The organism is Nocardia sp. NPDC049220 (assembly GCF_040647855.1).
Lineage (GTDB): Bacteria > Actinomycetota > Actinomycetes > Mycobacteriales > Mycobacteriaceae > Nocardia.
On the sequence record NZ_JBEZDA010000015.1, the window covers coordinates 96,345 to 120,791 of the forward strand.

Sequence of the window (24,447 nt, forward strand, 5' to 3'; positions counted from 1 at the left end):
CGCGAGCGTGGGCGTGCCGGGTGTGGCGTATCGCCTTGTCGGTGGCGGTCCCTAGACTCTGGGGCGTGAGCTCACCCACGACCTCCCCGCGTCCCGCCACCGTGTCCGGCTCCAGCGATCCCGAGTCGGGAGATCGGCCGACGCTGCTGTTGCTGGATGGGCATTCGATCGCCTACCGCGCGTTCTTCGCGCTACCCGCGGAGAACTTCAAAACGGTCACTGGGCAGACCACGAACGCGGTATACGGCTTCACCGCGATGCTGATCAACCTGCTGCGCGATGAGAAGCCGACACACGTCGCCGCGGCGTTCGACGTGTCCCGCCAGACTTTCCGCACCGAGGCATACCCCGAGTACAAGGCCAACCGCAGCGCCACGCCGGATGAGTTCCGCGGGCAGGTCGAGCTCACCAAGGATGTGCTCGGCGCACTGGGTATTCCGGTGATGTCGATCGACGGCTTCGAAGCCGACGACATCATCGCCACGCTCACCACCCGGGCGGTGGCCGAGGGTTTTCGCGTGCTGATCGTCACCGGTGATCGGGACTCCATTCAGCTGGTGAACGACAGCGTCACCGTGCTGTACCCGCGCAAGGGCGTTTCCGACCTGACCAGGTTCACCCCGGCGGAGGTACTGGCCAAATACGGCCTCACCCCGAGCCAGTATCCGGACTATGCGGCGCTGCGCGGCGACCCGAGCGACAACCTGCCCGGCATTCCCGGTGTGGGCGAGAAGACCGCCGCCAAGTGGATCCGCGAGTACGGCGACTTGAACACCCTGGTCGACAAGGTCGACGAGGTCAAGGGCAAGGTCGGCGACGCGCTGCGGGCCAATCTGAGCAGCGTGGTACTCAACCGGCAGCTCACCGAGATGGTGCGTGATGTGACGTTGCCCTACACGCCCGACCAGTTGGCGCAGGCGCCATGGGATCGCGACAAGATCCATCAGCTGTTCGACGATCTCGAGTTTCGCGTGCTGCGTGATCGTCTGTTCGAGACGCTGGCTCCGCCGGAGCCCGAAGCCGAGGCGGGCTTCGAGATCAGCGGTGGTGCGCTGGAGATCGGCGCGGTCACGGACTGGCTCGCCGAGCACGCGAAAGGCGGTGTTCGCCAAGGCCTTTCGGTCGTCGGTACGGGGACCCCAGCGCACGGCGACGTGCGGGCGCTGGCGATCGCGGCGGGGGATGGCGAGAGCGGCTACATCGATGTCACCGTGCTCACCCCGCAGGACGAGGCCGCGCTGGGCGCTTGGCTGGCCGACCCGGCCGTACCGAAGGCACTGCACGAAGCCAAGGCCGCCGTGCACGCGCTGCGCGGGCGCGGCTGGACCCTCGGCGGGATGAGTACCGACACGGCGTTGGCCGCCTACCTGGTACGGCCCGGACAGCGCACCTTCAACCTCGACGACCTTTCGCTGCGCTATCTGCATCGGGAGCTGCGCGCCGAAACCGATGAGACTCCGCAGTTGTCGCTGCTCGACGACGAGGACACCGTTGATGCGGAGTTGGCGCGGTCGCAGATGCTGCGTGCCCGCGCGGTCGCCGATCTCGCCGACGCGCTCGACGCGGAACTGCGCGCGATCGAATCCACCCCGCTGCTCGCCGAGATGGAACTGCCGCTGCTCGGTGTGCTGTCCACGCTGGAGGACGCGGGCATCGCGGTGGACACCGACCAGCTTCAGGCGTTGCAGCGCCAGTTCGCCGATCGGGTCAATGCGGCGGCCGACGCGGCCTATGCGGTGATCGGCAAGCAGATCAACCTCGGCTCACCCAAGCAGTTGCAGGTGGTGTTGTTCGACGAGCTGGACATGCCGAAGACCAAGCGCACCAAGACCGGGTACACCACGGACGCGGACGCGCTGGAGTCGCTGTTCGAGAAAACCGAGCACCCCTTCCTGGAACACTTGCTCGCGCACCGCGACGCCACCCGGCTGAAGGTCACGGTCGACGGCCTACTCAAGTGTGTCGCCGACGACGGCCGTATCCACACCACGTTCAACCAGACGATCGCCGCCACCGGTCGGCTGTCGTCCACTGAGCCGAATTTGCAGAACATTCCGATCCGCACCGACACCGGCAGGCAGATCCGCGACACCTTCGTGGTCGGCTCCGGCTACCAGTCGCTGATGACCGCCGACTACAGCCAGATCGAGATGCGCATCATGGCGCACCTGTCGGGTGACGAAGGCCTGATCGAGGCGTTCAACTCGGGCGAGGACCTGCACAGTTTCGTCGCGTCGAAGGCGTTCGACATCCCGATCAGCGAGGTGACATCCGAGGTGCGTCGCCGGATCAAGGCGATGTCCTACGGCCTTGCCTACGGTCTGAGCTCCTATGGCCTCTCGGCACAGCTGAAGATCAGCACCACCGAGGCGAAAGAGCAGATGGAGGTCTATTTCGATCGTTTCGGACGGATCCGCGACTACCTGTACGAGGTGGTCGAGCAGGCACGCAAGGTCGGCTATACCGAGACGTTGTTCGGCCGTCGCCGTTATCTGCCGGACCTGGACTCCAGCAACCGGCAGCGCCGCGAGGCGGCCGAGCGGATGGCGCTCAACGCTCCGATCCAGGGCACCGCGGCCGACATCATCAAGGTCGCGATGATCAACGTGCACAACGCGATCCGGGCGACCGACCTGCGGTCCAGGATGCTGTTGCAGATCCACGACGAGTTGTTGTTCGAGGTCGCCGATGGGGAGCGAGACACCCTGGAGACGCTGGCGCGCGAGCAGATGTCTTCGGCGATCAGCTTGTCGGTGCCGCTCGAGGTCTCCGTCGGCGTCGGCCGCAGCTGGGACGCGGCGGCGCACTGAACGCGCCGAATGACGACAGGCAGGCCGGCTCAGTGTCGGTCGCCGGTCTGCCGGTCGTCGATCGAACACCCGCACAACACGCCACACCAGTAAACGAATCACGGTGAATGGAAGCCGTGTCCCGCTACGTTCGGCAACCTACTGTGAGGCACACGGCACAAGGGATGCACGCATATCGAGCGTAGGGGATCACCCATGACGACTTCACAGCGACCATCCACCAGGAGACCGGGATCAAGCCGGAATGGTCGGCTGAGGCGTTTTCGGATCTGGACACCGATGTGCGCCAGTCGATCGCGCGCATCGTCGCCAGCCCATTCGTGCCGCACAAGGACTCGATCCGCGGCTTCGTTTTCGATGTCGCCACGGGCACGTTGAACGAAGTGGTCACCAGCTGATCGACCGAACGTCACATTGCGACAGTGGGATCCGGGCGTCTGTCCCCGGATCTCACTGCTGTGTACGACATTTCGCCAGGACAGGTGCCGTGCCGTACCACGTGTGCAGGATCGGAGATTGAGCGGGATCCCCCTCGTCGCGGATGTCGGCGCACTGTAGGACTTTGCGGTGGTACGTGAGGACTTTGCGGTGGTACGTGGCGGTGTTTCGCTCTTCACCTGGTCGGCGCCTACTCGCTCTCATCGGGATAACTACGGTAATCGTGGAATTCCCACTTGCCGATACGGCTGATTTCCGTGGCCAATTCTTCCCAGGTAGGTCGTTCGAGATCCCGAAGGAAGTCATTGATGTATCGGCGAACCAAGGCAATATCGATATGGTCGACGACTAGTGTGTGTTCGTCCGGCGCGCGCGAGTCTTCGGCCTGCGCGCGCCCTTCGGGAGTGCAGACGATGACATCGAACGACTCTTCTCCCGGTGCGTTCTCCGGTCCGATCATCAACTGCACCAACAGGGTACCGGTCGAGAGTTCGGCACTGCTGTCGGTGAGATCGGCATCCGGGCTATAGATTCCTTTGAGTTCGGCCTTCATCGCCGCTCCTCGATCACCAAATGCGCATTGCTTTCCCAGTGTCTGTTCGAATCGGATCGCCACTCGTAGTTGGCTTCCACTCCTCGGCCGGACGGTTTCTGCTGGGGCGGACGATATTGCCACAATCCGTCGTTGCTGACCAACCGATAGGTATCCGCGTACGGCATTGTTTGTGCATCGATACCGACCCAGGCCAGGCCGGCAGCATCCGCTTCGGCTCGGTCGGCGTGGCCGATGCCGAAGTTTCCGGTACGCGCGCGAGCGCTGCGCACTATCTGCACGACCTTCTGTCGATCGGGAAAAATCGGGCGCTTCCCCTCTGGCAATTGTGGCGTCAACGCATCCGTGCCGGTATCCCGATTCGCCACGGCTGCGTTATCGCGGGCGGCGCTGTTCTCATCTCGCACGGCGTCGCGAATCTGCTCGCCGCCCGCCACGTCGCCCTCCGACAACTTCCGTGGCGTTACTCGTAACCCGGAATCGATCAGATGTCCGGCCTCGGCGCGGACTTCCTGAACGTACCTCTGGAGGTGCACGGACAAACGACCGGCTATTGCGACGAACTGGGCTGTAACATCCGACACCGGTGTCCTCTGAGTGTTCGTGCTGTGTGATAGGTCGCGCGGTTTTCGGCCGCGCCCATCATCTGCTTATCGAGGGGAATGGACAGCGAAATGCCGAGGTAGCAGACCATCGTGCCGAGCGGCGCGGCGGACCGACGGAACGCCACGGCAGGGCCGACGCCGACTCACCGCTCACAGGTTCGCTGACATCGCTCGCTGACGTATGGCCGTTGTCGTCGAGGTCGGCTCTCGGAGGTGTGATGCACGCCCGAAGTCGCTGTTTTCGTCGCCTTTGCTGTACGCACTGTGCGGGGGAGACAGGCTGGCCGGCCCGATGTAGACCCGGCGGTCCATAGTCGACTCCTTTGCGATCTCGGCGCCTCCGTAGGTGGATTCCACGATCGTTCACTGGTACCGGCTGCGTTTGACAGCCGAGTGTAGTAAACACCTGGTTATTGAGAAAATTCGGACAAGTGTGCAGTTACCCACATAAGAGATGAAGCTCTTATAATCACACATCAGAAGCATTTCCCAAAACGCTAGTGGCCCTCCGGTGCAAGCGGCATCTCACCGGTGCGGGGTATTGGCCGATGGTGGTGCAGTGTTGGCTTTTGTCCTGCCGCGCGTCGCTCGGCCGCAGGACCGTTTCATGCGGTTGTCGGCTGTGGCGCAGATATCGCCGAGGCGGTTGGCCAAGAGATCGACGAGTAAAGCGTAATTACGTCGGATCGGCGTATCCAGTTCGCTCGGGAGGAATTCGATCAGGCCGTAGGGTAGGTCGACGCCGTAATCAGCGCGCCGTCGCAGCGGCAGAAATCGAGATGTGGGTCGCAGTACTGACCTTCGATGGGTTCAACGAGCTGGACAGCTTCATTTCGCCGCGATCATCAATCGCTGCCGTCGCGATGGGCCGACGGCCTACATCACCACGCCGACGCCCGTTGTCACCTCGATGAACGGTGTCGAGGTGACTGGCCAGCGATCTTTCGACTTCCTGCGCGAGGCCGCCGTGCTGGTCGGTAGCGGGATCAGGACCAGGGACGTCGTTGCCGATGACCGTCTGGTTGTGTCGATCCCGTCCGACCCGACCTGCGACTGATCGGCGCGCGGTGTTCCTTCGCACTGGTTCCGGCGCGCCAGGGCTTGCTCATATCGATTCGGGCGATCCGTGGCCGCCGAGGGAGGTGTCATCGGCGGTGCATCCGCCCGTAGCGGCCTGAACTGGGCTGATGATACTCACCGGTAGACAAATCGGGCATGAAATATGTTTGCTATTGCAGCGCGATGTCCTTATCCTCGATCGCGTGCCGAAACCCGCCGACCGCCGCGCAGCGCTCCACGTCGCAGACCGCGACAGTGCTGGGTCGATGGCGTCGTTAATCGGGCCCACCGTGGTTACGCCGGCTACCGCCTGCGGACCTGAGGGTCGCGTCGGGTCGGTTCCGCTTACCGCGATGGTGGCGCAGCGGCGGCCGCTCGTAGTAGCCCGCCGTAGCGGGGTCTGATCCGGGCCGGCCCCCTCGCTGCGGGCTGTTCGACTTGTTAGTGCTGGTCCCCTCTGTCAACTGAGCCGCGACATTCTTCGGGAAGACCTACTTTCAATGACCATCCTCACGCTTGATACCGACATGTTCCATACCATCGCGCCCAAGGGCCTGCGCGCCGAAAGCGCGGACCTGACGGCGGCGGAGTTCCGTAGCCGCTACTGCGAGCACAGCGGCCCGATCCGACTGGACGACTGGTCGCCCGCGGGCAGTCGCACCGCCGAGTTCACCGCGACCGTGGAATTCGCCGACCACATCCGGACCGTCATCGCCGAAGGTAGTCCGGTCGCGGCGATGACGTCGGCCCTCTACGAAGAGGGCTACCCGGTGGAAATTCTGCAGTTCCACCAGCGGCGTACCCCCGATGGCACCGTCACCTTCGTGCAGTGCGAATGCGACGGCAGGCGCGGCTGGGGTGCGGGGCTTGCCGACGACGGCGCCGAATCGACAGTCCGTGCCATGATCGCGGGCGTCAACCTGCTCGGCGCTTTGTGACACCGGGCGCGATCGAGTGCGCACGCGCGCCCTCGATCGCGCCACGCGTCCGAGTGCGGACATGAGTCGGGCCCGGAAACGGAGTACGCCGGTAGTACGGCATCCGGTTCCGGGCCCGAGTCGGGTTCGGTTGCGGCGCGGGACGTTACCCGCCGCCGGGACGTTACTTCTCGGCCTCCTGCTCGGCCTGTTGCTCCGCGAGCTGCTTACGTACGTCGTCCATGTCCAGTGCCTTGACCTGGGTGACGAGGTCCTCGAGCGCCGCGGGCGGCAGCGCGCCGGGCTGTGCGAACACCAGCACACCCTCCCGGAACGCCATGATGGTCGGAATGGAGCGGATGTTGGCCGCGGCCGCGAGACCCTGCTCGGACTCGGTGTCGACCTTTCCGTGCACCACGTCGGGGTGCTTGTCGGCGGATGCCTCGAAGGTCGGGGCGAAGCTCTTGCACGGACCGCACCACTCGGCCCAGAAATCGACGAGTACCACGTCGTTTCCGGTGACGATGTCATCGAAGTTCTGCTGGGTCAGCGTCTGGGTGGCCATGACGTCCTCTCGTGTTCGGTATGCCAGCTGTAACGCGGGCTGGTTTCGTTATCTTCCATAACGGTCCCGGCCGACCCGCCACTCACGCCGCTGATCGCCGTCCCACCGACGGATACCCAGCACGGTCGCCGGAAAATCGCGGTCGCGTGCGACCGCGTGGATCGCCTCGCCGATCTGGTGCGCGGGAACCCGCCTGGCCAGCGTGATATGCGGGGTCCACGCGTCTGGATGGACGTTGGCCGGAATGCCGGGGCAGGGCGAGATCGCGTGGAAGATCCGACGGTGCAGCGCGAGCAGCGTTTCGGACGGCACCACCAGCCGCACCAGGATCGGGTGTCGCGCGCCGAACACCACCAGTGCGCCGAGCCGGACTGGGATCGGGGCAACGGACTGCTCGTCCAGCGCTCGCTCGATGCGCGGCCAGATCTGATTGGCCACGGCGGCGGTGATGTGCGGGCGGTTCGATTCCGCGGTCCGCGCGGCGAGACTCGGCACGCCGGCGTCCGCGAGCAACTGCCATTGCCGGCGGATCTCCGCGTCGGCGGCCTCGTCGAGGAGTAGTTCGACCGACTGCACCATGGTCTCCAGAAGGTAGCCGTATCCGGCGTGTCCGCGGGCCGATTCGGGCGCGATGGGCGCCGCGGCAGGAGGATATGGTGATGAGCGACGCGGACAGACGGCGAGCACCCCGCCCGCTGCGGCTCGGCCTGATCGACGGTGACGGCATCGGTCCCGAGGTGGTAGGGCCGCGCGGCGGGTGGTCGACGAGGCGATGTCCGCCGTGGGGGCGCAGCCGGTCGAATGGGTGCCACTGTCGATGGGGCACCAGGCCATCGCCGAGTTCGGCGACCCGCTGCCGGAGCAGACGCTCGACGCGCTCGCCGCGATGGATGCGTGGATTCTCGGCCCGCACGACAACGCCTCCTATCCGCCCGAAACCGTGCGGGGGTCCCGCCCGGCGGCGCCATCCGCAAGGGCGAGCTGAGTGGTTCACTCGGCGCGGCCGCCTCGCTGAACTGCTCGGCGACCAGGGCCATGGCGCAGGCCGTGCACGGCGCCGCACCGTCGTTGGCGGGCCGCAATCGCGCCAACCCGGTCGCATTGCAGCTGTCGGCGGCGATGCTGTTGCGATGGTTGGCAACCCGTGACGCGGAGCCGTTGTTGGTACGGGCGAGTGCGCGGATCGAGCAGGCCGTCGCGGGGACTTTCGAGGCGGGAATCGCCACGGCCGACCTCGGTGGACTGGCTTCTACCAGTGAATTCGCCGAGCAGGTTGGTGCGAGGGTGCGCCGCCGGTAGTTGGAGTGACGGCATGGATCGAATAAATCTGCGTAACCTGTCCAGCGCGAAATGTCTGGGTCGGCTAATCTCCAGCACTAAGTGTCTGGGTCGGCTAGATTGCCAACTGCCGGTAAAGCCCAGGTTGCGTCTGTCGGAAATGTGGAGGACTGCTGTGTCTGATCGATCGTTGCGTGGCAGGCACGCCCTACGTGTGCTGGGTGTGCTTGCCACGGGTGCACTCGTGTTGACGGGCTGTACGACCAACAGCGAGGAGTCGGGGCCCGCGGTCCCCAAGGTGCAGGTGGACAAGGTCGCCGAGATCGCGGCGCAGCTTCCCGACAAGATCAAGCAGTCCGGCAAACTCGTGGTCGGCGTGAACCTCCCCTACCAACCCAATGAGTACAAGGACGCCGGCGGACGGATCGTCGGATTCGACGTCGACGTGATGGACGCCGTTGCCGCCGTGCTCGGCGTCAAGGCCGAATATGTCGAGTCGGCGTTCGAGAAGATCATCCCGGCGATCCAGGCGGGCACCTACGACGTCGGAATGTCGTCGATCACCGATTCGAAGGAACGCGAACAGCAGGTCGACTTCACCACCTACTTCAACGCGGGTGTCCAGTGGGCTCAGCAGAAGGGCAAGCCGGTCGATCCGGACAATGCCTGCGGTAAGACGGTCGCCGTGCAGGCCACCACCGTGGAGCACACCGACGAGGTGCCCGCCAAGAGCGCCAAGTGTGTCGCGGACGGCAAGCCCGCCATCGACATCAAGCCGTTCGATGAACAGAGCGCCGCGACCAACGCGCTGGTGCTCGGCCAGGTCGACGCGATGTCGGCCGACTCGCCGGTGACCGCCTACGCGATCAAGCAGAGCGAAGGCAAGATCGAGGACGCGGGCCCGGTATTCGATTCCGCCCCCTATGGCTGGGCGGTTGCCAAGAGCGCGCCGTTGGCTCCGGTGCTACAGAAAGCGGTCCAGCATCTGATGGACAACGGCCGTTACCTCGAGATCACGAAGAACTGGGGTGTCCAGGAAGGCGCGATCACGCGGTCCGTTGTCAACGGTGCCGTGAGCTGATCGATGCCAACGAAAGACAATCGGCGGGCGTCCGGTGATCCCGGGCCCGTCGGGGCGGATCCGACGCGGGAGCCGGAGCCGATCACAGCGGTTCCGTTGCGCAGGCCGGGTCGCTGGATAGCGGCGGCGGTCGTCCTGGTCCTGGTCGGGCTATTCGGCTACGGCGCGGCGACGAACCCGGCCTACCGCTGGGATACCTACGGGAAATACCTGTTCGATAGCCGGATCACCGCCGGCGCGATCATCACGTTGGAACTGACGGTCCTCGCGATGGCCATCGCGGTCGCGCTCGGCACGGTGCTCGCCGTGATGCGCCTTTCGCCGAACCCGGTGCTGCGGTCCTCGGCCTGGGTCTACCTCTGGATCTTCCGCGGTACACCGGTTTTCGTGCAGTTGGTGTTCTGGGGATTGTTTCCCTCGCTGTATCGCCAAATCGACCTCGGTGTTCCGTTCGGGCCGCAGTTCTTCCACCTGGACGTGCAGGGATTGCAGGCCGCGTTCATCTTCGCCGTCATCGGACTCGGCCTCAACGAGGCCGCCTACATGGCCGAAATCGTCCGTGCCGGAATCAACTCCGTCGGTGAGGGACAGCGTGAAGCATCCATCGCGCTCGGCATGTCCTGGGGCCAAACCATGCGCAGGACCGTGTTGCCGCAGGCCATGCGCGTGATCATTCCGCCGACCGGCAACGAGCTCATCGGTATGCTGAAGACCACCTCGCTGGTCACCGCGATCCCGCTGTCCACCGACCTCTACGGCCGGGCGCGCGACATCTACGGCGTCAATTTCCAGCCCATTCCGTTGCTGCTGGTGACCGCCACCTGGTATCTGGCGATCACCAGCGTGCTGATGGTCGGGCAGTTCTACCTGGAGCGTTACTACTCGCGGGGGGTCTCGCGGCAGCTGACCGGCAAGCAGTTGAAGCGGCTCGCCGATGCCCAGCAGATTGTGAAGGCGAAATGAACGTCGAGGCGGAGAAAACCACCCGCCCAGCGATGATCGTCGCGGACCGGGTGTGCAAGAACTTCGGGGCGCTGCAGGTGCTCAAGGGCGTCTCACTCGAGGTGGGCCGCGGCGAAGTGCTGTGTGTGATCGGGCCTTCCGGTTCCGGCAAGTCCACTTTCCTGCGCTGTGTCAACCATCTGGAACAGGTGAACGCCGGCCGGTTGTATGTCGACGGCGAGATCGTCGGATACCGGGAGAAGAACGGCAAACTCTTCGAACTGCACCCGCGTGATGCCGCCAAGCAGCGCCGCGAGATCGGCATGGTGTTCCAGCACTTCAACCTGTTCCCACACCGGACCGCACTGGAAAACCTGATCGAGGCGCCGACCCAGGTCAAGAAGATCCGCAAAGCGGACGCGGTGGCCAGGGCGCGGGATTTGCTGGACCGAGTCGGCTTGGCGGAGAAGGCGAATGCCTATCCGGCGCAGCTGTCCGGCGGCCAGCAACAACGCGTGGCCATCGCCCGCGCGCTGGCCATGGACCCCAAGCTGATGCTCTTCGACGAACCCACCTCCGCGCTGGACCCCGAGTTGGTCGGCGAGGTGCTCACCGTCATGCGCGAACTCGCGCAATCAGGAATGACGATGGTCGTGGTCACCCACGAGATGGGATTCGCCCGCGAGGTCGCCGACCAGCTGGTGTTCATGGACGGCGGCGTGGTGGTCGAGTCGGGCCCACCGCGCGACCTGCTGAGCGACCCCCGGCACGCCCGCACCAAGGCGTTTCTGTCCCGCCTGTTGTGACCGTAGCCGAGTTCAGCGGGATGGTGGTGGCCGCAGCGTGAATGGCCGCCATTCGACTACCCGAGTGTCAAGCGTTGGCGTGCATGCGAATTCGGAACCGGCGCCGCGCAGACCCGCGCCGGCTGCTATCTTTGTGATATCACTTTGATATTCGGAGGATGTCATGCAGTTTCGATCCGCTTTCCACGTCAACGGCTTCGTGGTGCTGTTGGGGTGGTTCGTGCTCACCCTCTTGTTCGGCGGTGGCGCTGTGCTCGGCTTCCGCGCCGGTGCACGCAACGACAGCGTGCCCGCCGTGCTCGGTGCTGTCGTCGCGACGGTCGTCGTGGTCGTACTACTGCTGCTCGCGACCGGCCTCACCGTGGTGAACCCGAACGAGGCCAAGGTGGTTCAGTTCTTCGGCCGCTACATCGGTTCGGTGAGCGAGCCGGGCTTCTTCTCGGTGGTTCCGTTGACCGACCGCAAGAGCATCTCGCTGCGCGTGCGAAACTTCGAGACCCAGAAGTTGAAGGTCAACGATGCTGACGGCAACCCGGTCGAGATCGCGGCCGTGGTGGTCTACCGAGTGGTGGACAGCTTCAAGGCCGCGTTCGCCGTCGACGACTACGAGGAGTACGTCGAGACCCAGTCCGAGGCGGCCGTGCGTCACCTGGCCACCACGCATCCATACGACGCGCACGACAACGACCGCACCAGCCTGCGCGACGGCGCCGAGGTCGCCGAGGAACTCACCGTGGAGTTGCGCGAACGCACCGAGATGGCGGGCATCGAGGTACTGGAGGCCCGGATCACCCACCTCGCCTACGCGCCCGAGATCGCCCAGGCCATGCTGGTTCGCCAGCAGGCCGCTCAGGTGGTCGCCGCCCGGACCCAGATCGTCGAGGGCGCGGTCGGGATGGTCGGTCTCGCGCTGGAGCGGCTCGCCCAGCAGGGCATGGTGGAGTTGGACGAGGAGCGCAAGGCATCGATGGTGTCGAACCTGCTCGTCGTCCTGTGTGGCGATCGGCCGACGACACCGGTTGTCAACACCGGCTCGCTCTACTCCTGAGGTAGCAGCCCATGGCCGAGCGGAAGAAACTGCTGCTACGCCTGGACCCGGTCGTCCACGACGCTATCGCGAAGTGGGCGGCCGACGACCTGCGCAGCATCAACGCGCAAATCGAGTTCGCGCTGCGGCTGGCGCTGGAACAGACCGGGCGCAAGCCGCAGCAGAAGTAGGCCGCCGCCGACCGGCGCACAACCGGACCGTTCGGCTGCGGGAGTGCGATGGTGCTAACCGCTGGCGATGGTGGCGCGGAAGGGGCCACCGATGCTGTTGAACAGCAGATCGCCGTTGGGGAAGGCTTCGATGATGGCGTAGGCGCCGTTGCCGAGGTTCGAGTGGCCGAAGATGGTGCGGTGCACGGTTTCTCCGGTCTTCCAGTCCAGGCCGGTGACCTCCCACCCGTCGGCTTCGCTGTAGCCGTTCACGAGCACTATGCCCGACTTGCTGGATACCGCGGGAACCATCGAAGTCGAGACGATGTCGCCGCGGGCCCACGCCGAGGTCCAGCGGTGGCTGGTGGGGTCCCATTCGAAGCGCTGCATGCCATGTGGGGGCTCGGAGACCGGACCGTTGGCGAGGACATCGACGAGCCGGTCCGGGGTGCCTCCGGATCCGATGTTCTGGACGACGAACGCGCCGTACCCGTGCACGACGACCGACTGCTCGCTCTGCACGAATTCCGGCAGCGGATCAGGTAGCCCGGCGGTCACCGGGATCTGATCGGCGATCCGGTTGGACCTGGTGTTCGGCCGCTGCTGGAACCCGTCGGGAATCTTATTGCGCCAGAACGCGACCAGTTTCATGTGGTCGGCGCCGTCGGTGATCACCACCAACTCGTCGCTGCCTGCGCCGAATCCCATCAGGGTGGGGGTCGACCCGGTGCCGATGCCGATTTTCACCGCAGGCGGTTGGCGGCCGAAATCGTAGGCCGCGGACCAAGCGCCGTCGGCTTCGTCGGTGGAAAGCCTGCTGCCGTTCCACACGACTTTGCGCATCACCTTGTCGGAGGCGGCGTAGATGCCGCCGTGTTCGTCGATGGCCATGGAATTGGAGACTGTTTCGTCGGCACCGAAGCGGATTTGTTGCGGCGTCCCTTCGAGATCGCGGTCGATGACGGCCAGTGCCCGCGACGACAGCACTGCCAGGTGGCCGTCGTAGGTGAGGTTGACACCGACGATGCTCTCCGGGATGCCGAGCGAGGTGGTTGCGGCGCCGAGGAACGGTGTGAAGTCGAATTGCTCGATGATCTCGATGCCGTCTTCGGGTCTGTTGTCGTTTTTCAGCCCGAACTCGATGATCTGGGAGTTCTGCGTGACGTAGTAGACGTGGTTGTCCTTGTCGACCAGTCCGTAGGTGCCGTTGAAGAGTCGTTGCCAGGTCGCGCCGCCCCAGTCGTCGTGGATGGCCGCTTCGATCTGGCCGACATCGGTGAAGTTCTGATCCAGGACGGCATCGAGCGCCGGTGGCGAGATCACCGGCACCCCGGGTGTGTCCCTCGCCGCGAGCAAGCGGAAGCCGCCGTCGGCGACATCGACATAGCGGACCCCGGCCGAGGAAGAGATCCAGCGGTGGTTCTCCGAGGTGGCGGCCATAGTGATGATGTTGACCGGACCGCTCGGCACGCGCGGCATCTGCCCGGGATCGATGTGGAAGGTGCCACGGGGCACCGGGTCCGGGAAGCTGTCGGACTGCCCGGAGTCCAGATGGGTGACCGCGTACTTGTCGGCGGCGAGATACGGATTGGGCGGCGGCTCGTGCCCGGCCGATCCGGACGAGCGAGACGACGTTGTCGACTCCGGCGAGGAGTCGCTGGTGCACCCTGGCAGCGCGCTGACCGCGACCACGACCACGACCATTGTGACCACCGCGGTGCCGGCGAGGATTTGTCGGCGCGTCATCACAACAGTGCTCCGTTCTCGCGATCGGTATTGGGCTCGAACCCGACTTGGCTACGCACGAATACGAACCTGCTGACGAGACCGCGCCGACGGCGACCGCTGGAACAAAACTGAACCCGCACACTCAACTCGGCCAACATAACACCCGCCACCGAGCCGGATCAGTACTCGGCGTTTTCGGGGGCCCTACCTCGATCGCCGTCCGCTCGGCACGATGGCGGATTCGGCCTGATCGACATCGACCCGGCCGATCAACACCGAGCAGCGGTGCTCACGGTTTTGTGGTGACGAAAATGGCGGTGCCAGGAAACAGCTCGCCTCGCAATGGACTCCACTGCCCCCATTCGCGATCGAGCCACTCGGGCCAGTCCGGTTCGACGATGTCCTCGAGTGTCAGACCCGCCGCGACGATCTCGCGGACCCGATCGCCGATGGTCCGGTGGTGCTCGACATAGGTGGGCAGATCGTCGCTGTCGACCTCTACGTAGGGCGTCCGGTCGAAGTAGGGGATCTTCGCGGTCAGACCCGCGGGCCCGGGATCGTCCGGGAAGATCCAGCGCATCGGGTGATTCACCGAGAACACCCAGCGCCCGCCCGGCCGCAACACTCGGGCGACCTCCCGCATCACCAGCGCCGAGTCGGCGACGAACGGGATGGCGCCGAACGCCGAGCAGGCCAGGTCGAAGGACGCGTCTGCGAAGGGGAGGGCCTCGGCGCCCGCCTGCACCAGCGGCACCTGTGGCCCGCCTCGGGTCATCGCGGCCGACCCGCGTTCCAGCATCGCTCGGGAGAGGTCGAGTCCGACCGGCCGCGCACCTTGTCCGGCGAGCCAGCGTGCGCACGGCGCGGAACCGCAGCCGATCTCCAGGATCACCTTGCCCGCGATATCGCCGAGCAGACGCATATCGCCCTCGTGCAAGCCCTCCGGGCACCAGATGAACTCGCCCGCCGGGGAGTCGACGCCGAGGAAATCCGCGTGCGTCTGGTGGTATTGCTCGGCATCGGCATCCCACCAGCGTCGGCTGGCCAGCTGGCTGGCCTCCGACCCGATCCGGGTCCGGGCCGTCCCCGCCGTTCCGAGCAGTGCATTTGCTTGCGCATGACGATCTTCCGACACGCCGGTCAGACTATCGGCGTGGCGGCGGACCGGTTTGCTCGGCCGGACTACGGTCGCGTACGCTGAACGCGCGAGTGCCTTCTGTACATCCGTACCGAAGCGTAACCCGTGCTGCGTTTCACACGCGTCGCGTGCGGTATGTTCCTCAGTGTCCGTCTTCACACCTCGCGGTGAGTTCGCAGCGTACCGAAAGTTCCAATGTCCGCAACCGACCACAATCCGTCCGGAGCAAACCGACATATGCCCACCACCGTCACCTCGCCGCAGGTAGCCGTCAACGACATCGGCTCCGCCGAGGATTTCCTCGCCGCCATCGACGCCACGATCAAGTACTTCAACGACGGCGACATCGTCGAAGGAACCATCGTCAAGGTCGATCGCGACGAGGTCCTGCTCGACATCGGTTACAAGACCGAAGGCGTCATCCCCTCTCGTGAGCTCTCCATCAAACACGACGTCGACCCGAACGAGGTCGTTTCCGTGGGCGATGAGGTCGAGGCGCTTGTTCTCACCAAAGAGGACAAGGAAGGCCGCCTGATCCTGTCGAAGAAGCGGGCGCAATATGAGCGTGCGTGGGGCACCATCGAGGAGCTCAAGGAGAAGGACGAGGCCGTCAAGGGCACCGTCATCGAGGTCGTCAAGGGCGGCCTGATCCTCGACATCGGCCTGCGTGGCTTCCTGCCCGCTTCGCTCGTGGAGATGCGTCGGGTCCGCGACCTCCAGCCGTACGTCGGCAAGGAGATCGAAGCCAAGATCATCGAGCTGGACAAGAACCGGAACAACGTCGTGCTGTCGCGCCGCGCCTGGCTGGAGCAGACCCAGTCCGAGGTGCGCAGCGAGTTCCTGCACCAGCTGCAGAAGGGCCAGGTCCGCAAGGGTGTGGTCTCCTCGATCGTCAACTTCGGCGCCTTCGTGGACCTGGGTGGCGTCGACGGTCTGGTGCACGTCTCCGAGCTGTCCTGGAAGCACATCGACCACCCGTCCGAGGTTGTCGAGGTCGGCAACGAGGTCACCGTCGAGGTGCTCGACGTCGATCTGGACCGCGAGCGGGTTTCGCTGTCGCTCAAGGCGACCCAGGAAGACCCGTGGCGTCAGTTCGCCCGGACCCACGCGATCGGGCAGATCGTGCCGGGCAAGGTCACCAAGCTCGTTCCGTTCGGTGCGTTCGTGCGGGTCGAAGAGGGCATCGAGGGCCTGGTGCACATCTCCGAGCTGGCCGAGCGCCACGTCGAGGTCCCGGACCAGGTTGTCGCCGTCGGCGACGACGCGATGGTCAAGGTCATCGACATCGACCTGGAGCGTCGCCGGATCTCGCTGAGCCTCAAGCAGGCCAACGAGGACTACCACGCCGAGTTCGACCCGTCGAAGTACGGTATGGCCGACAGCTACGACGAGCAGGGCAACTACATCTTCCCCGAGGGCTTCGACCCCGACACCAACGAGTGGCTCGAGGGCTTCGACAAGCAGCGCGAGGAGTGGGAAGGCCGCTACGCCGAGGCGGAGCGTCGCCACAAGATGCACACCGCGCAGATGGAGAAGATGGCGGCCGACGCCGCGGCCGAGGCCGCGAACGGCGGCGGCGCGTCGAACTACTCCTCGGAGAGTGGTGCGCAGTCCTCCACCTCCAGCCAGGCCGAGCCCGCCGGCGGTTCGCTGGCCAGCGACGCCCAGCTGGCGGCCCTGCGGGAGAAGCTCTCCGGCAACGCCTGATCGGCATCAGCTGAACAAACGACTGTGCCCCAACCGGGATTCCGGTTGGGGCACAGTCGTTTCTGGCCTGCACGCGGGCGCTCCGGGCGGTAACCCGCCCTACCTGAGCAGCCCGCTCGACCGCCTCCGCGTAGAGCCACGCGGGGACCGGTCCGCGCGGCTCTACTGATCACCGCCGGTAGGGTCGACGCCTCGCGAGGGCCTCGTCGTACCTCGGGCGGTGTCGTCGGCGGTGTGGTCGCTTCCCGCGGCGCCGCCATCTGCGCCGTGGTCAGGGCAACGACCTGGATCTCTTCCACGCGCAGACCGAGTGCCGCGAGCCGGGCGATCACGCCGAGCCGATGCTCCGCCCCGCCGGGGTGGAGCAGGAGAGGATGCTGTCCGGTGCGCAGCAGAGACCGGTGTCGCTCGATCTCGACCGCCAGTGAGATGAGGCACTCGTGGTCGAGGATGCGCGAATCGGTCTGATCGGGCATCGAAGCATGGACATCGGGCATGGTGCCTCCCTCGTTCGAGTCGCGGATTACGTTGGGTGGCAACTCGATCGACGTCCGATCGGTTCTGATTATGCCGGATGGGTCCGACAGAAATCGGTGCCGCCTGCGCTCGGCCGCGGTCACCAGTTTCCGAATGTGACCGGCAATGCTCCGGTACGGGACGCTGTCGCTAAATGCGTGGGCTCGTGCTCACCGTGCTGATCGGATACTGGGGTCATCTCGTGGCGGGACTTGTGAGCATGGGGAATCGGGGGTGTGGCGATGGCGATATTCCACGGCCCGGGTGGCGCCTGTCGTCTGAATACCGCGTGGGGAATGCCGAACCCGCCGCGGCAGATCCACTCGACAAGGGGGTGCGTGATCATCGGGTCGAGATGCGGCGGCGAGCGGGTCCCGGCCGACGTCCGGTAGGGTCGGCGCGGGTCGCGAGACCCTCCGGCAGTCTCGGTAGAAAGGCCATCGGCGATATGGGTGCAGCGGGTCCGTTCCATGGGCTCAATCGCAGGCAGTTTCTGGCGAAGGCCGCGGCCGCTGGCGCGGTAGGAGCGCTGACATCCTGGGCGAACCCGGTCATCGAGCGGGCGTACGCGGCGGACCCGGCGGGCACCGGCGGTCTGGGCGACATCGAGCACTTCGTGCTGCTCATGCAGGAGAACAGGTCCTTCGACCACTACTTCGGCACGTTGTCTGGGGTGCGCGGTTTCGGCGAGGCCTCGGCCGCGTGGCAGCAGTACGGCTGGACGCCCGGCGTGGGTCCGAGCCTGGACGGCTACCTGAACCCGTTCCGTCTCGACACCACCCGCGGCGCTACTCTCGACGGCGCGTGCATCAACGACCCCGACCACACCTGGGGCGGCATGCACCACGCCTGGAACAGTGGCAGGAACGACCAGTGGATGCCGATGTCGATCGCCGGTGTCGGCCCCGCGAACGCGCCTGCCGCGATGGGGTACTACCTGCCGGAAGACATTCCGATCCACACCGCGCTCGCTGACGCGTTCACGCTCTGCGACAACTACCACTGCTCGGTGCTCGGGCCGACCGATCCGAATCGGCTGTATTGGATCAGCGCGACTATCGACCCGGACGGCGGAGCCGGCGGGCCGCTGGTGGAGACGCCCACACGGATCCCGCAGCACATGTACAGCTGGCGCACCTATCCCGAGAACCTGTCCGAGGCGGGCGTCAGCTGGAAGATCTACAACAATCGCGACGTGGGCCCGCTGTCGTCGGTGCTCCTCGACGGTATGCTCGGCTGTTTCACTCAGTCCGCCGACCCGAACTCCGAGCTGGCCCGCCGCGGCCGCGTCCCGACCTATCCCCATGATTTCCAGGCCGATGTGGCCAACGACACCTTGCCCGCGGTGTCCTGGGTAATTCCGTCGCTGGTCACCTGTGAGCACCCCGCGCTGCCCGCGGCGTTCGGGGCGTTCGGCATCATGCAACTGCTGGATATCCTCACCTCGAACCCCGCGGTATGGGAGAAGACGGCGCTGATCATCAGTTACGACGAGAACGGTGGCTTTTTCGACCACGTGGTCCCGCCCACCGCGCCGCCCGGCACGCCAGGGGAGTTTCTGACCGTGCCGCTGGACCGCGTGCCGTCGTCGAGTGGAATCGCGGGGCCGATCGGCCTGGGTTATCGCGTTCCCGGACTGGTGATCTCGCCCTACAGTCGTGGCGGGCTGGTCGCGTCGGAGACCTTCGACCACACCTCGCAGTTGCGGTTGCTGGAGACCCGATTCGGGGTCGAGGTGCCGAACCTCACCGCGTGGCGGCGCGGCGTCACCGGCGACATGACCTCCGCATTCGACTTCGGCACGGCTCCGGATGTGACCAAGCCGATGCTGCCCGATCCGAAACCGAAGGTGGACGCCGCGATCGCGCAATGCGGTCCGAACGTCGCGTTGGGTACCGCCGCGGCCGGAATCCCGTACCCGGTACCACCGAACGTCATGCCGCTCCAGCAGCCCGGTGCCCGGCGCAGGCCCAGCGGCCTGGTTCGCGCATGAAAATGGCCCAGCCTGGCTAGGGCTGGGCCACTTTCCCGCGCAGGTTCACCCCGCGGTGGCGGGTACCCATCGGACCGTGGCTGCGGTGGAGCGTTTCCGCAGGGCCGCGAAACTGTGCCGGGCGGGGTTGATGAACGCAGTGAACCATGAGCGGCGGTGCTCGGTTAGTGCTGCCGCGACGGCGGGAATCTGAATGCAGTGCACTCGACCCGCTCTGCCCAGACGGTGGCGACCCGCCTGGTTCATTCTGGTGCCCAATGGTCTTCCTTTGCTTGCTGGTGCCGGACTGAATCGCCTCGGCGAACATTAGCCGAAAGAAAGTGTTCGGCAGAGTATTTTGCGCGAGTAATTGCCTTGGCGTGTCGGAAAGATGTCATCGACAAACCGGAATCGGGTGCATATGTTGCGAATCGGTCTCGGCGCAGTCACGGATCGGGCAATTGGCCGTCGGAGCAGTGGAATCCGCTATGGCATCGGGTAATCCACGGATTGCACCACCATGGCCTGGTCGGCGGCCACCGCGACGCGGTTCGAGCGTCGCGTCGCTGGAAGTCCGGCCGCGATCCGGGGCGGCGACGATCGGCCGGTGACCGGATGTAAAACTGGTCGGATGTTAAGGATCGGCCTCACCGGAGGTATGGGAGCGGGCAAGTCGACGGTCGCGCGGGCACTGGCCGACCTCGGCGCGGTGATCATCGATTCCGATCTGATCGCCAGGGAGGTGGTGGCGCCGGGAACCGAGGGGCTCGCGGCGCTGGTCGACGCATTCGGCGCCGATATTCTCGCCGACGATGGCGGATTGGATCGCCCCGCCTTGGCGGCCAAGGCATTCCGTGATGATGCGGCGCGCACGAAACTGAATTCCATCACCCACCCATTGGTCGGACAGCGAACCGCGGAATTGATTTCCGCGGCGCCGCCGAATGCCATCGTCGTCCAGGATATTCCGCTGTTGGTGGAAAATGGTCTCGCACCATTGATGAATCTTGTCATCGTGGTTGATGTCGACGTCGAAACTCGTATTCGTCGTTTGGTCGAATTTCGCGACGTTGTCGAATCCGATGCCCGGGCGCGTATTTCGGCGCAGGCCACCGACGACCAGCGACGCGCAGTCGCCGACGTAGTGCTCGACAACAGCAGACCTCCCGCTGTGGTCGAGGCCGAGGTGCGCAGGCTGTGGGAGGAACGACTGGTGCCGTTCGAACGCAATGTGCGTACCGGAACGCCCGCGCGGCGCGACGGGACGCGGATCGTCCCGGCGAATCCGGACTGGCCCGCTCATGCGCAGCGGCTCATCGCGCGGCTGTGGGTGGCCTGCGGCGCCGCCGCGTCCCGGATCGACCACATCGGGTCGACTTCGGTGCCGGGCCTGCCCGCCGAGGATGTGATCGATCTGCAGATCACGGTTCCCGACCTGGCGGTGGCGGATGGGTTGGGGGACCTGCTCGGCGCCGCGGGTTTCCCGGGCCGGCGCGACATCTCGCACGACAATCCCCAACCGACGCCGCAAGACCCGTCGGGCGCCGATGCCTCGCTGTGGGTCAAGCGTTACTACCAGAGCGCCGACCCGGGAAGGGTGGCCAACGTGAACGTGCGGGTCGAAGGCACGCCCGGTCAGCAATTCGCCCTGCTGATGAGGGACTGGCTGCGCGCCGACGCCGCCGCCCGCGCGGAGTACCTGGAGCTGACGCGCGAGGCGGAGGTCGAGGTGGCCGGTCTGATCGGTGAGCAGAAGGAAAACGCCTACCTCCAGATCAAGGAGGCGTGGTTCGCCGCCGCTTATCAGCGCGCCATGGCCTGGCGGGACCGCTAAGGCCGCAGCACCCGGGCGAGGCGTTCCAGCGCCTGCCCCCAGCCTGCCGCGGCGCTGTCCTCTTGGTCGAGCGGGCCGGGTGCGAGCAAATGAAAGGACATACTGGTCTTGCCGTCGCTGGTGTCGGCGAGGGTCACCGTAACGACCGATTCGGACGCGATGGTGCCGTCGCCGGTGGGGTCGCCCCAGGTGAACACCAGGCGCTCGGGCGCGACGATCTCGCGGAACACGCCCGTGCTGGGGTAGGTGCTGCCGTCGGCGTCGGAGATCATCATCGAGTCGTATCGGCCGCCGACGTGCGGCTCGACGACGATCCGGTCACGCGGTGTCGAGAAGCCGTGCGGTCCCGCCCATTCGGTGAGTTGGTCCGGGTCGAGCCACGCCTGGAACACCAGTTCCCGCGGTGCGTCGAAGACGCGGACGATGGTGAATTCGCGGTCACTCATCGCTGGATCGCCTCGTCGTGCGTAGGATTCGGTGCCGGATCGGCGGGGCGTTTCATCCATCCGGGGGCAGAATCGGGGTAGCGGTTCCGGAAGTCCATCAGGGCGACCCAGTTCGGGCGCACCACGATGCGTTCCATCCGGGGGGCGAGCTCGGCCACGTAATCGAGATACTGCGCGACCTGCTCGGATCCGCCCTTTCGCATTGCCGCCGCGTATTCCGGTAGCAATCCGTCTGCTTCGCTGACTTCGGCACGGCCGCGCAGGAGCAGACATTCCGGCGGAGCGTCGTTCGTGTCGATGGTGATCGCGACGTCGGGACGGGCGCGCAACATCGTCGACCGCTTCGAGGGGGCGAAGCCGGCCATGACGAGTTCGGTGCCGTTCCACCAGAAGTTGACCGGTAGCACCCGGGGCGTGCCGTCGGCGGCGGTGAAGGCTAGGCGCGCGGGGAGGTTGGCGGCGAGCAGTCGCCTGGCGAGTTCGGTGTCGAGCAGGCCGAGGTCGCCTTGCGGCAGATCGAGCAGTTCGGTCATGTGGAGCTGTCCTTCTTCTGTATTCGGTGCAGGTGTGTGTCGAGGCGGTCGAAGCGGGCATCCCAGAACTTCCGGTAGCGGTCCAGCCAGTCGGTGGCCTCGCCGAGCGGTGTGGCCTCCAATCGGCAGGGGCGCCATTGGGCGTGTCGGCCGCGGTTGACGAGTCCGGCGCGTTCGAGGACCTTCAGGTGCTTGGAGATCGCCGGCAGGCTCATCGCGAATGGTTCCGCGAGTTCGGTGACGGTGGCCTCGCCGTCGGCCAATCGGGCGAGGATCGCCCGCCTAGTCGGGTCGGCAAGTGCCGCGAAGGTCCTGCTGAGCTCATCATCCGGCATGGGTATATTTAACCACCTGACTAATTAACTTACCGGTTAAATATTGCCTCTGGCTGGGAGCGATGTCAAGGGGAGCCGCTTCGGCAGGCGCTTACATCCAGGTGAGGGTGATGCCGAGGGAGGTCATCCAGCCCTCGAAGGTGTGCGCGTTGGCCGCGATGCCGTCGATGGCCGCGGCCGCGTGCTGCATAGCGGCCTCGGCCTCGGTGAGCGTGATCAGGCCGGCGGCGTGCGCGGCGAGCAGTTCGTCGACGTCGAGGAGCTCGGTCTCGCGCGAGGAGCGCACGACGATGTCCAGGTAGTGGTCGACCGCCTTCCACTTCTTCGGTCCGACCATGCTGAATTCGCCCAGGTCGAGGTAGTAGTCCTGGTCGCGCTGATGGGTGGGGTGGTAGTGGAACACGGTCGCTCGGATGGACAGTTCGGGCAACAGCCAGGACTCCATGTAGTGGAACTGTGGATGATCCGAGGTGCGCGCCATGTACAGGCCCCATGGTTCGACGCGGTACCGCTCGACCGGCCGCACATATCCTTTCGGGTCCGTGTTGGTCAGATCCGCGAGATTGAAGTACTCGACTTTGGGGCGGTGCACGTCGACGGAAGTTGCCTGCGTCATGCATCCAGAATCTACCGTGGCCGCTGATTGGTCGAGTCGGCGCCGGTATCCGTCGGGCTACAGCCAGGTGAGCGTGATACCGCGGGACAGCAGCCAGTCCTCGACGCAGTGGTCGTGCGCGGCCAAGCCGTCCAGCACTGCCGTGGCGTGCTCGACGGCTCGGTGTGCCAGCGCCGTGTCGATCAGTCCGGCCGCATGCGCGGCCAGCAGGTCATCGACCCCGAGCAACTCGGCGCTGCGGCCGCGGCGCACCACGATGTCGAGGTAGTGGTCCACCGCCTTCCAGCGTTTCGGGCCGACCTGGGTGAACTCGCCGATGTCGAGGCGGTAGTCCCGATTCCTGTGGTGTGCCGGATTGCGCCGCGCGACCGTAGCGCGCAAGGAAAGCTCTGGCAGCAACCAAGATTCGAGATGGTACGCGTTCGGGCCATCGACGGCGCGCGCCATGTACAGGCCCCATGGTTCGACGTGGAACCGCTCGACCTGCCGGACGAAGCCCTTGGCGTCGGTGTTGGTGAGTTCGGCGAGATTGAAGAACTCGACTTTGGGTCGGTGCGGAGGCCGGGTGGCATGGTCCGGTGGTGCGGCTGTGGTGGTATTCGCGGCGGAGGAAACCGTCGCACGGAGATCTCTGGCGACGTACCCGGCCAGGCCGGTCACGGCCGGCATGGCGACAAGCAATGGAATCAGACTCATGCTTTTGTCCTTCACCACGTCTGAACAACCAGCTCAGGCTACACCCGGAAATGGGCCGCCGTGCGGTTCTGGAAAAGCGTTGCCTATCCGAAATATGTTGTGGCAACGGACATTTCGGGCACAACTCGAGTTTGGCACGAGAGCTCGTGCGAGGCCATGGGATGCGCGCGCGGTGCCGGGTGCCGCACTGACGATCCCGCGATCGGGGTCAGCTGAAGATGGCGTCGCGACCCCCCGCTGCCGGCTGGGGCTGCAACTCGAAGCCGGCGACCTTCACTTCACTGCCGAGAACGGCTCCCGCACATTCGCGTTCAGCGGACTCATGGTCAAGCGGTTCACGGGGAAGGGCATCGCGCGTGCCGTGCATGACGAACTGCTCGTAGCCCGGCCCGGAGCAGCGCGCGACGCTGCTGGTCCACTTGGACAACCACCGGGCCTACGACAACTACCACCGATAGGGCTGGCATCGGGTCGGCATCCTACGGCCATGGGTTCGGCACCGCTCGAAGGGAAACTCGCACAGTAGTTCTCGCAGGCCGGTGGATGTCGGTGAGATCGCTTGCGCTCTCAAACAAGTGAGGTCCAGGTGGCGATGAGGCGCCGCAGTCCATCGTGGTACACGTCGTGGTTGGTGACCGCGGCGACGATCGTGTCCAGATGCTCTGTCAGTATCGG

General features: G+C 65.5%; 24 protein-coding genes and 2 pseudogenes. 13 read left to right on the plus strand and 13 right to left on the minus strand.

The window, feature by feature from the left end:
- Nucleotides 1-101: 101 nt before the first annotated feature.
- Together polA and AB0C34_RS25655 are read left to right on the plus strand one after the other, a co-directional pair.
- A complete protein-coding gene (polA, locus tag AB0C34_RS25650) occupies nt 102-2,810 on the plus strand; it encodes a DNA polymerase I (protein ID WP_357078013.1) in 2,709 nt (902 codons plus the stop codon).
- Nucleotides 2,811-3,022: 212 nt separating this feature from the next.
- Nucleotides 3,023-3,208, plus strand: a pseudogene (locus tag AB0C34_RS25655) (carbonic anhydrase); the annotation flags it as partial.
- 230 nt (nt 3,209-3,438) lie between these two features.
- Here the strand turns inward: AB0C34_RS25655 and AB0C34_RS25660 are convergent.
- Together AB0C34_RS25660 and AB0C34_RS25665 are read right to left on the minus strand one after the other, a co-directional pair.
- A complete protein-coding gene (locus AB0C34_RS25660) occupies nt 3,439-3,801 on the minus strand; it encodes an Imm8 family immunity protein (protein ID WP_357077930.1) in 363 nt (120 codons plus the stop codon).
- Entirely contained in the window at nt 3,798-4,238 is a 441-nt protein-coding gene (locus AB0C34_RS25665; protein WP_357077933.1) for a hypothetical protein, read from the minus strand. The genes AB0C34_RS25660 and AB0C34_RS25665 overlap by 4 nt, the downstream gene beginning before the upstream one ends.
- 1,093 nt (nt 4,239-5,331) lie before the next feature.
- Between AB0C34_RS25665 and AB0C34_RS25670 the strand changes: the two genes are divergently transcribed.
- Together AB0C34_RS25670 and AB0C34_RS25675 are read left to right on the plus strand one after the other, a co-directional pair.
- On the plus strand, nt 5,332-5,463 hold the full coding sequence (locus AB0C34_RS25670) for a hypothetical protein (RefSeq protein ID WP_357077936.1): 132 nt from the start codon (nt 5,332-5,334) through the stop codon (nt 5,461-5,463).
- A gap of 529 nt (nt 5,464-5,992) precedes the next feature.
- Nucleotides 5,993-6,403 carry an alpha-isopropylmalate synthase regulatory domain-containing protein gene (locus AB0C34_RS25675; RefSeq protein WP_357077939.1) on the plus strand — a complete coding sequence of 137 codons (411 nt, stop codon included), beginning with the start codon at nt 5,993-5,995 and terminating at the stop codon, nt 6,401-6,403.
- Between the two features lie 163 nt (nt 6,404-6,566).
- On the opposite strand, the gene trxA is transcribed toward AB0C34_RS25675, so the two are convergent.
- Both trxA and AB0C34_RS25685 read right to left on the minus strand, forming a co-directional pair.
- Nucleotides 6,567-6,947, minus strand: a complete 381-nt coding sequence (gene trxA / locus AB0C34_RS25680; protein WP_357077942.1) for a thioredoxin — start codon at nt 6,945-6,947, stop codon at nt 6,567-6,569.
- 48 nt (nt 6,948-6,995) lie between these two features.
- Nucleotides 6,996-7,526, minus strand: coding sequence for a 2'-5' RNA ligase family protein (locus tag AB0C34_RS25685; RefSeq protein ID WP_357077945.1), 531 nt, complete (start codon nt 7,524-7,526; stop codon nt 6,996-6,998).
- Nucleotides 7,527-7,606: 80 nt separating this feature from the next.
- On the opposite strand from AB0C34_RS25685, the pseudogene AB0C34_RS25690 reads away from it, so the two are divergent.
- The 6 genes and pseudogenes from AB0C34_RS25690 (at nt 7,607) to AB0C34_RS25715 (ending at nt 12,272) form a co-directional block, all read left to right on the plus strand.
- Nucleotides 7,607-8,246, plus strand: a pseudogene (locus AB0C34_RS25690) (isocitrate/isopropylmalate family dehydrogenase).
- 139 nt (nt 8,247-8,385) lie between these two features.
- Nucleotides 8,386-9,306 (plus strand): ABC transporter substrate-binding protein, encoded by a 921-nt coding sequence (locus AB0C34_RS25695; protein WP_357077948.1) that lies wholly within the window; start codon nt 8,386-8,388, stop codon nt 9,304-9,306.
- Nucleotides 9,307-9,309: 3 nt separating this feature from the next.
- A complete protein-coding gene (locus AB0C34_RS25700) occupies nt 9,310-10,269 on the plus strand; it encodes an amino acid ABC transporter permease (protein WP_357077951.1) in 960 nt (319 codons plus the stop codon).
- Nucleotides 10,270-10,301: 32 nt separating this feature from the next.
- Entirely contained in the window at nt 10,302-11,054 is a 753-nt protein-coding gene (locus AB0C34_RS25705; protein WP_357078016.1) for an amino acid ABC transporter ATP-binding protein, read from the plus strand.
- 163 nt (nt 11,055-11,217) lie between these two features.
- Nucleotides 11,218-12,102, plus strand: coding sequence for an SPFH domain-containing protein (locus AB0C34_RS25710; RefSeq protein ID WP_357077954.1), 885 nt, complete (start codon nt 11,218-11,220; stop codon nt 12,100-12,102).
- Between the two features lie 11 nt (nt 12,103-12,113).
- Nucleotides 12,114-12,272: a hypothetical protein gene (locus tag AB0C34_RS25715; RefSeq protein ID WP_357077957.1), complete on the plus strand. Its 159-nt coding sequence runs from the start codon at nt 12,114-12,116 to the stop codon at nt 12,270-12,272.
- 54 nt (nt 12,273-12,326) lie between these two features.
- On the opposite strand, the gene AB0C34_RS25720 is transcribed toward AB0C34_RS25715, so the two are convergent.
- Complete coding sequence (locus AB0C34_RS25720) at nt 12,327-13,997, minus strand: hypothetical protein (RefSeq protein WP_357077960.1); 1,671 nt, start codon at nt 13,995-13,997, stop codon at nt 12,327-12,329.
- Nucleotides 13,998-14,268: 271 nt separating this feature from the next.
- Nucleotides 14,269-15,114, minus strand: a complete 846-nt coding sequence (locus tag AB0C34_RS25725) for a class I SAM-dependent methyltransferase (protein ID WP_357077963.1) — start codon at nt 15,112-15,114, stop codon at nt 14,269-14,271.
- A gap of 240 nt (nt 15,115-15,354) precedes the next feature.
- Between AB0C34_RS25725 and rpsA the strand changes: the two genes are divergently transcribed.
- Together rpsA and AB0C34_RS25735 are read left to right on the plus strand one after the other, a co-directional pair.
- Nucleotides 15,355-16,824, plus strand: coding sequence for a 30S ribosomal protein S1 (gene rpsA / locus AB0C34_RS25730; protein WP_357077966.1), 1,470 nt, complete (start codon nt 15,355-15,357; stop codon nt 16,822-16,824).
- A 964-nt stretch (nt 16,825-17,788) separates the two neighbouring features.
- Complete coding sequence (locus tag AB0C34_RS25735; protein ID WP_357078019.1) at nt 17,789-19,333, plus strand: alkaline phosphatase family protein; 1,545 nt, start codon at nt 17,789-17,791, stop codon at nt 19,331-19,333.
- A gap of 45 nt (nt 19,334-19,378) precedes the next feature.
- Here the strand turns inward: AB0C34_RS25735 and AB0C34_RS25740 are convergent, their stop codons facing one another.
- A complete protein-coding gene (locus AB0C34_RS25740) occupies nt 19,379-19,579 on the minus strand; it encodes a hypothetical protein (protein ID WP_357078022.1) in 201 nt (66 codons plus the stop codon).
- Nucleotides 19,580-19,943: 364 nt separating this feature from the next.
- Between AB0C34_RS25740 and coaE the strand changes: the two genes are divergently transcribed.
- Nucleotides 19,944-21,146: a dephospho-CoA kinase gene (gene coaE, locus AB0C34_RS25745; RefSeq protein ID WP_357077969.1), complete on the plus strand. Its 1,203-nt coding sequence runs from the start codon at nt 19,944-19,946 to the stop codon at nt 21,144-21,146.
- Here coaE and AB0C34_RS25750 read toward each other — a convergent pair.
- The 6 genes from AB0C34_RS25750 to AB0C34_RS25775 form a co-directional block, all read right to left on the minus strand.
- A complete protein-coding gene (locus AB0C34_RS25750) occupies nt 21,143-21,592 on the minus strand; it encodes an SRPBCC domain-containing protein (RefSeq protein ID WP_357077972.1) in 450 nt (149 codons plus the stop codon). The two genes, coaE and AB0C34_RS25750, sit on opposite strands and share 4 nt — an antisense overlap.
- Nucleotides 21,589-22,125, minus strand: a complete 537-nt coding sequence (locus AB0C34_RS25755) for a pyridoxamine 5'-phosphate oxidase family protein (protein WP_357077975.1) — start codon at nt 22,123-22,125, stop codon at nt 21,589-21,591. The genes AB0C34_RS25750 and AB0C34_RS25755 overlap by 4 nt, the downstream gene beginning before the upstream one ends.
- Entirely contained in the window at nt 22,122-22,460 is a 339-nt protein-coding gene (locus AB0C34_RS25760; RefSeq protein WP_357077977.1) for a metalloregulator ArsR/SmtB family transcription factor, read from the minus strand. The genes AB0C34_RS25755 and AB0C34_RS25760 overlap by 4 nt, the downstream gene beginning before the upstream one ends.
- A 91-nt stretch (nt 22,461-22,551) precedes the next feature.
- On the minus strand, nt 22,552-23,076 hold the full coding sequence (locus AB0C34_RS25765; protein ID WP_357077980.1) for a DUF402 domain-containing protein: 525 nt from the start codon (nt 23,074-23,076) through the stop codon (nt 22,552-22,554).
- A gap of 57 nt (nt 23,077-23,133) precedes the next feature.
- Complete coding sequence (locus AB0C34_RS25770; RefSeq protein WP_357077983.1) at nt 23,134-23,772, minus strand: DUF402 domain-containing protein; 639 nt, start codon at nt 23,770-23,772, stop codon at nt 23,134-23,136.
- A gap of 208 nt (nt 23,773-23,980) precedes the next feature.
- Complete coding sequence (locus AB0C34_RS25775; RefSeq protein ID WP_357077986.1) at nt 23,981-24,199, minus strand: hypothetical protein; 219 nt, start codon at nt 24,197-24,199, stop codon at nt 23,981-23,983.
- Nucleotides 24,200-24,447 lie beyond the last annotated feature (248 nt).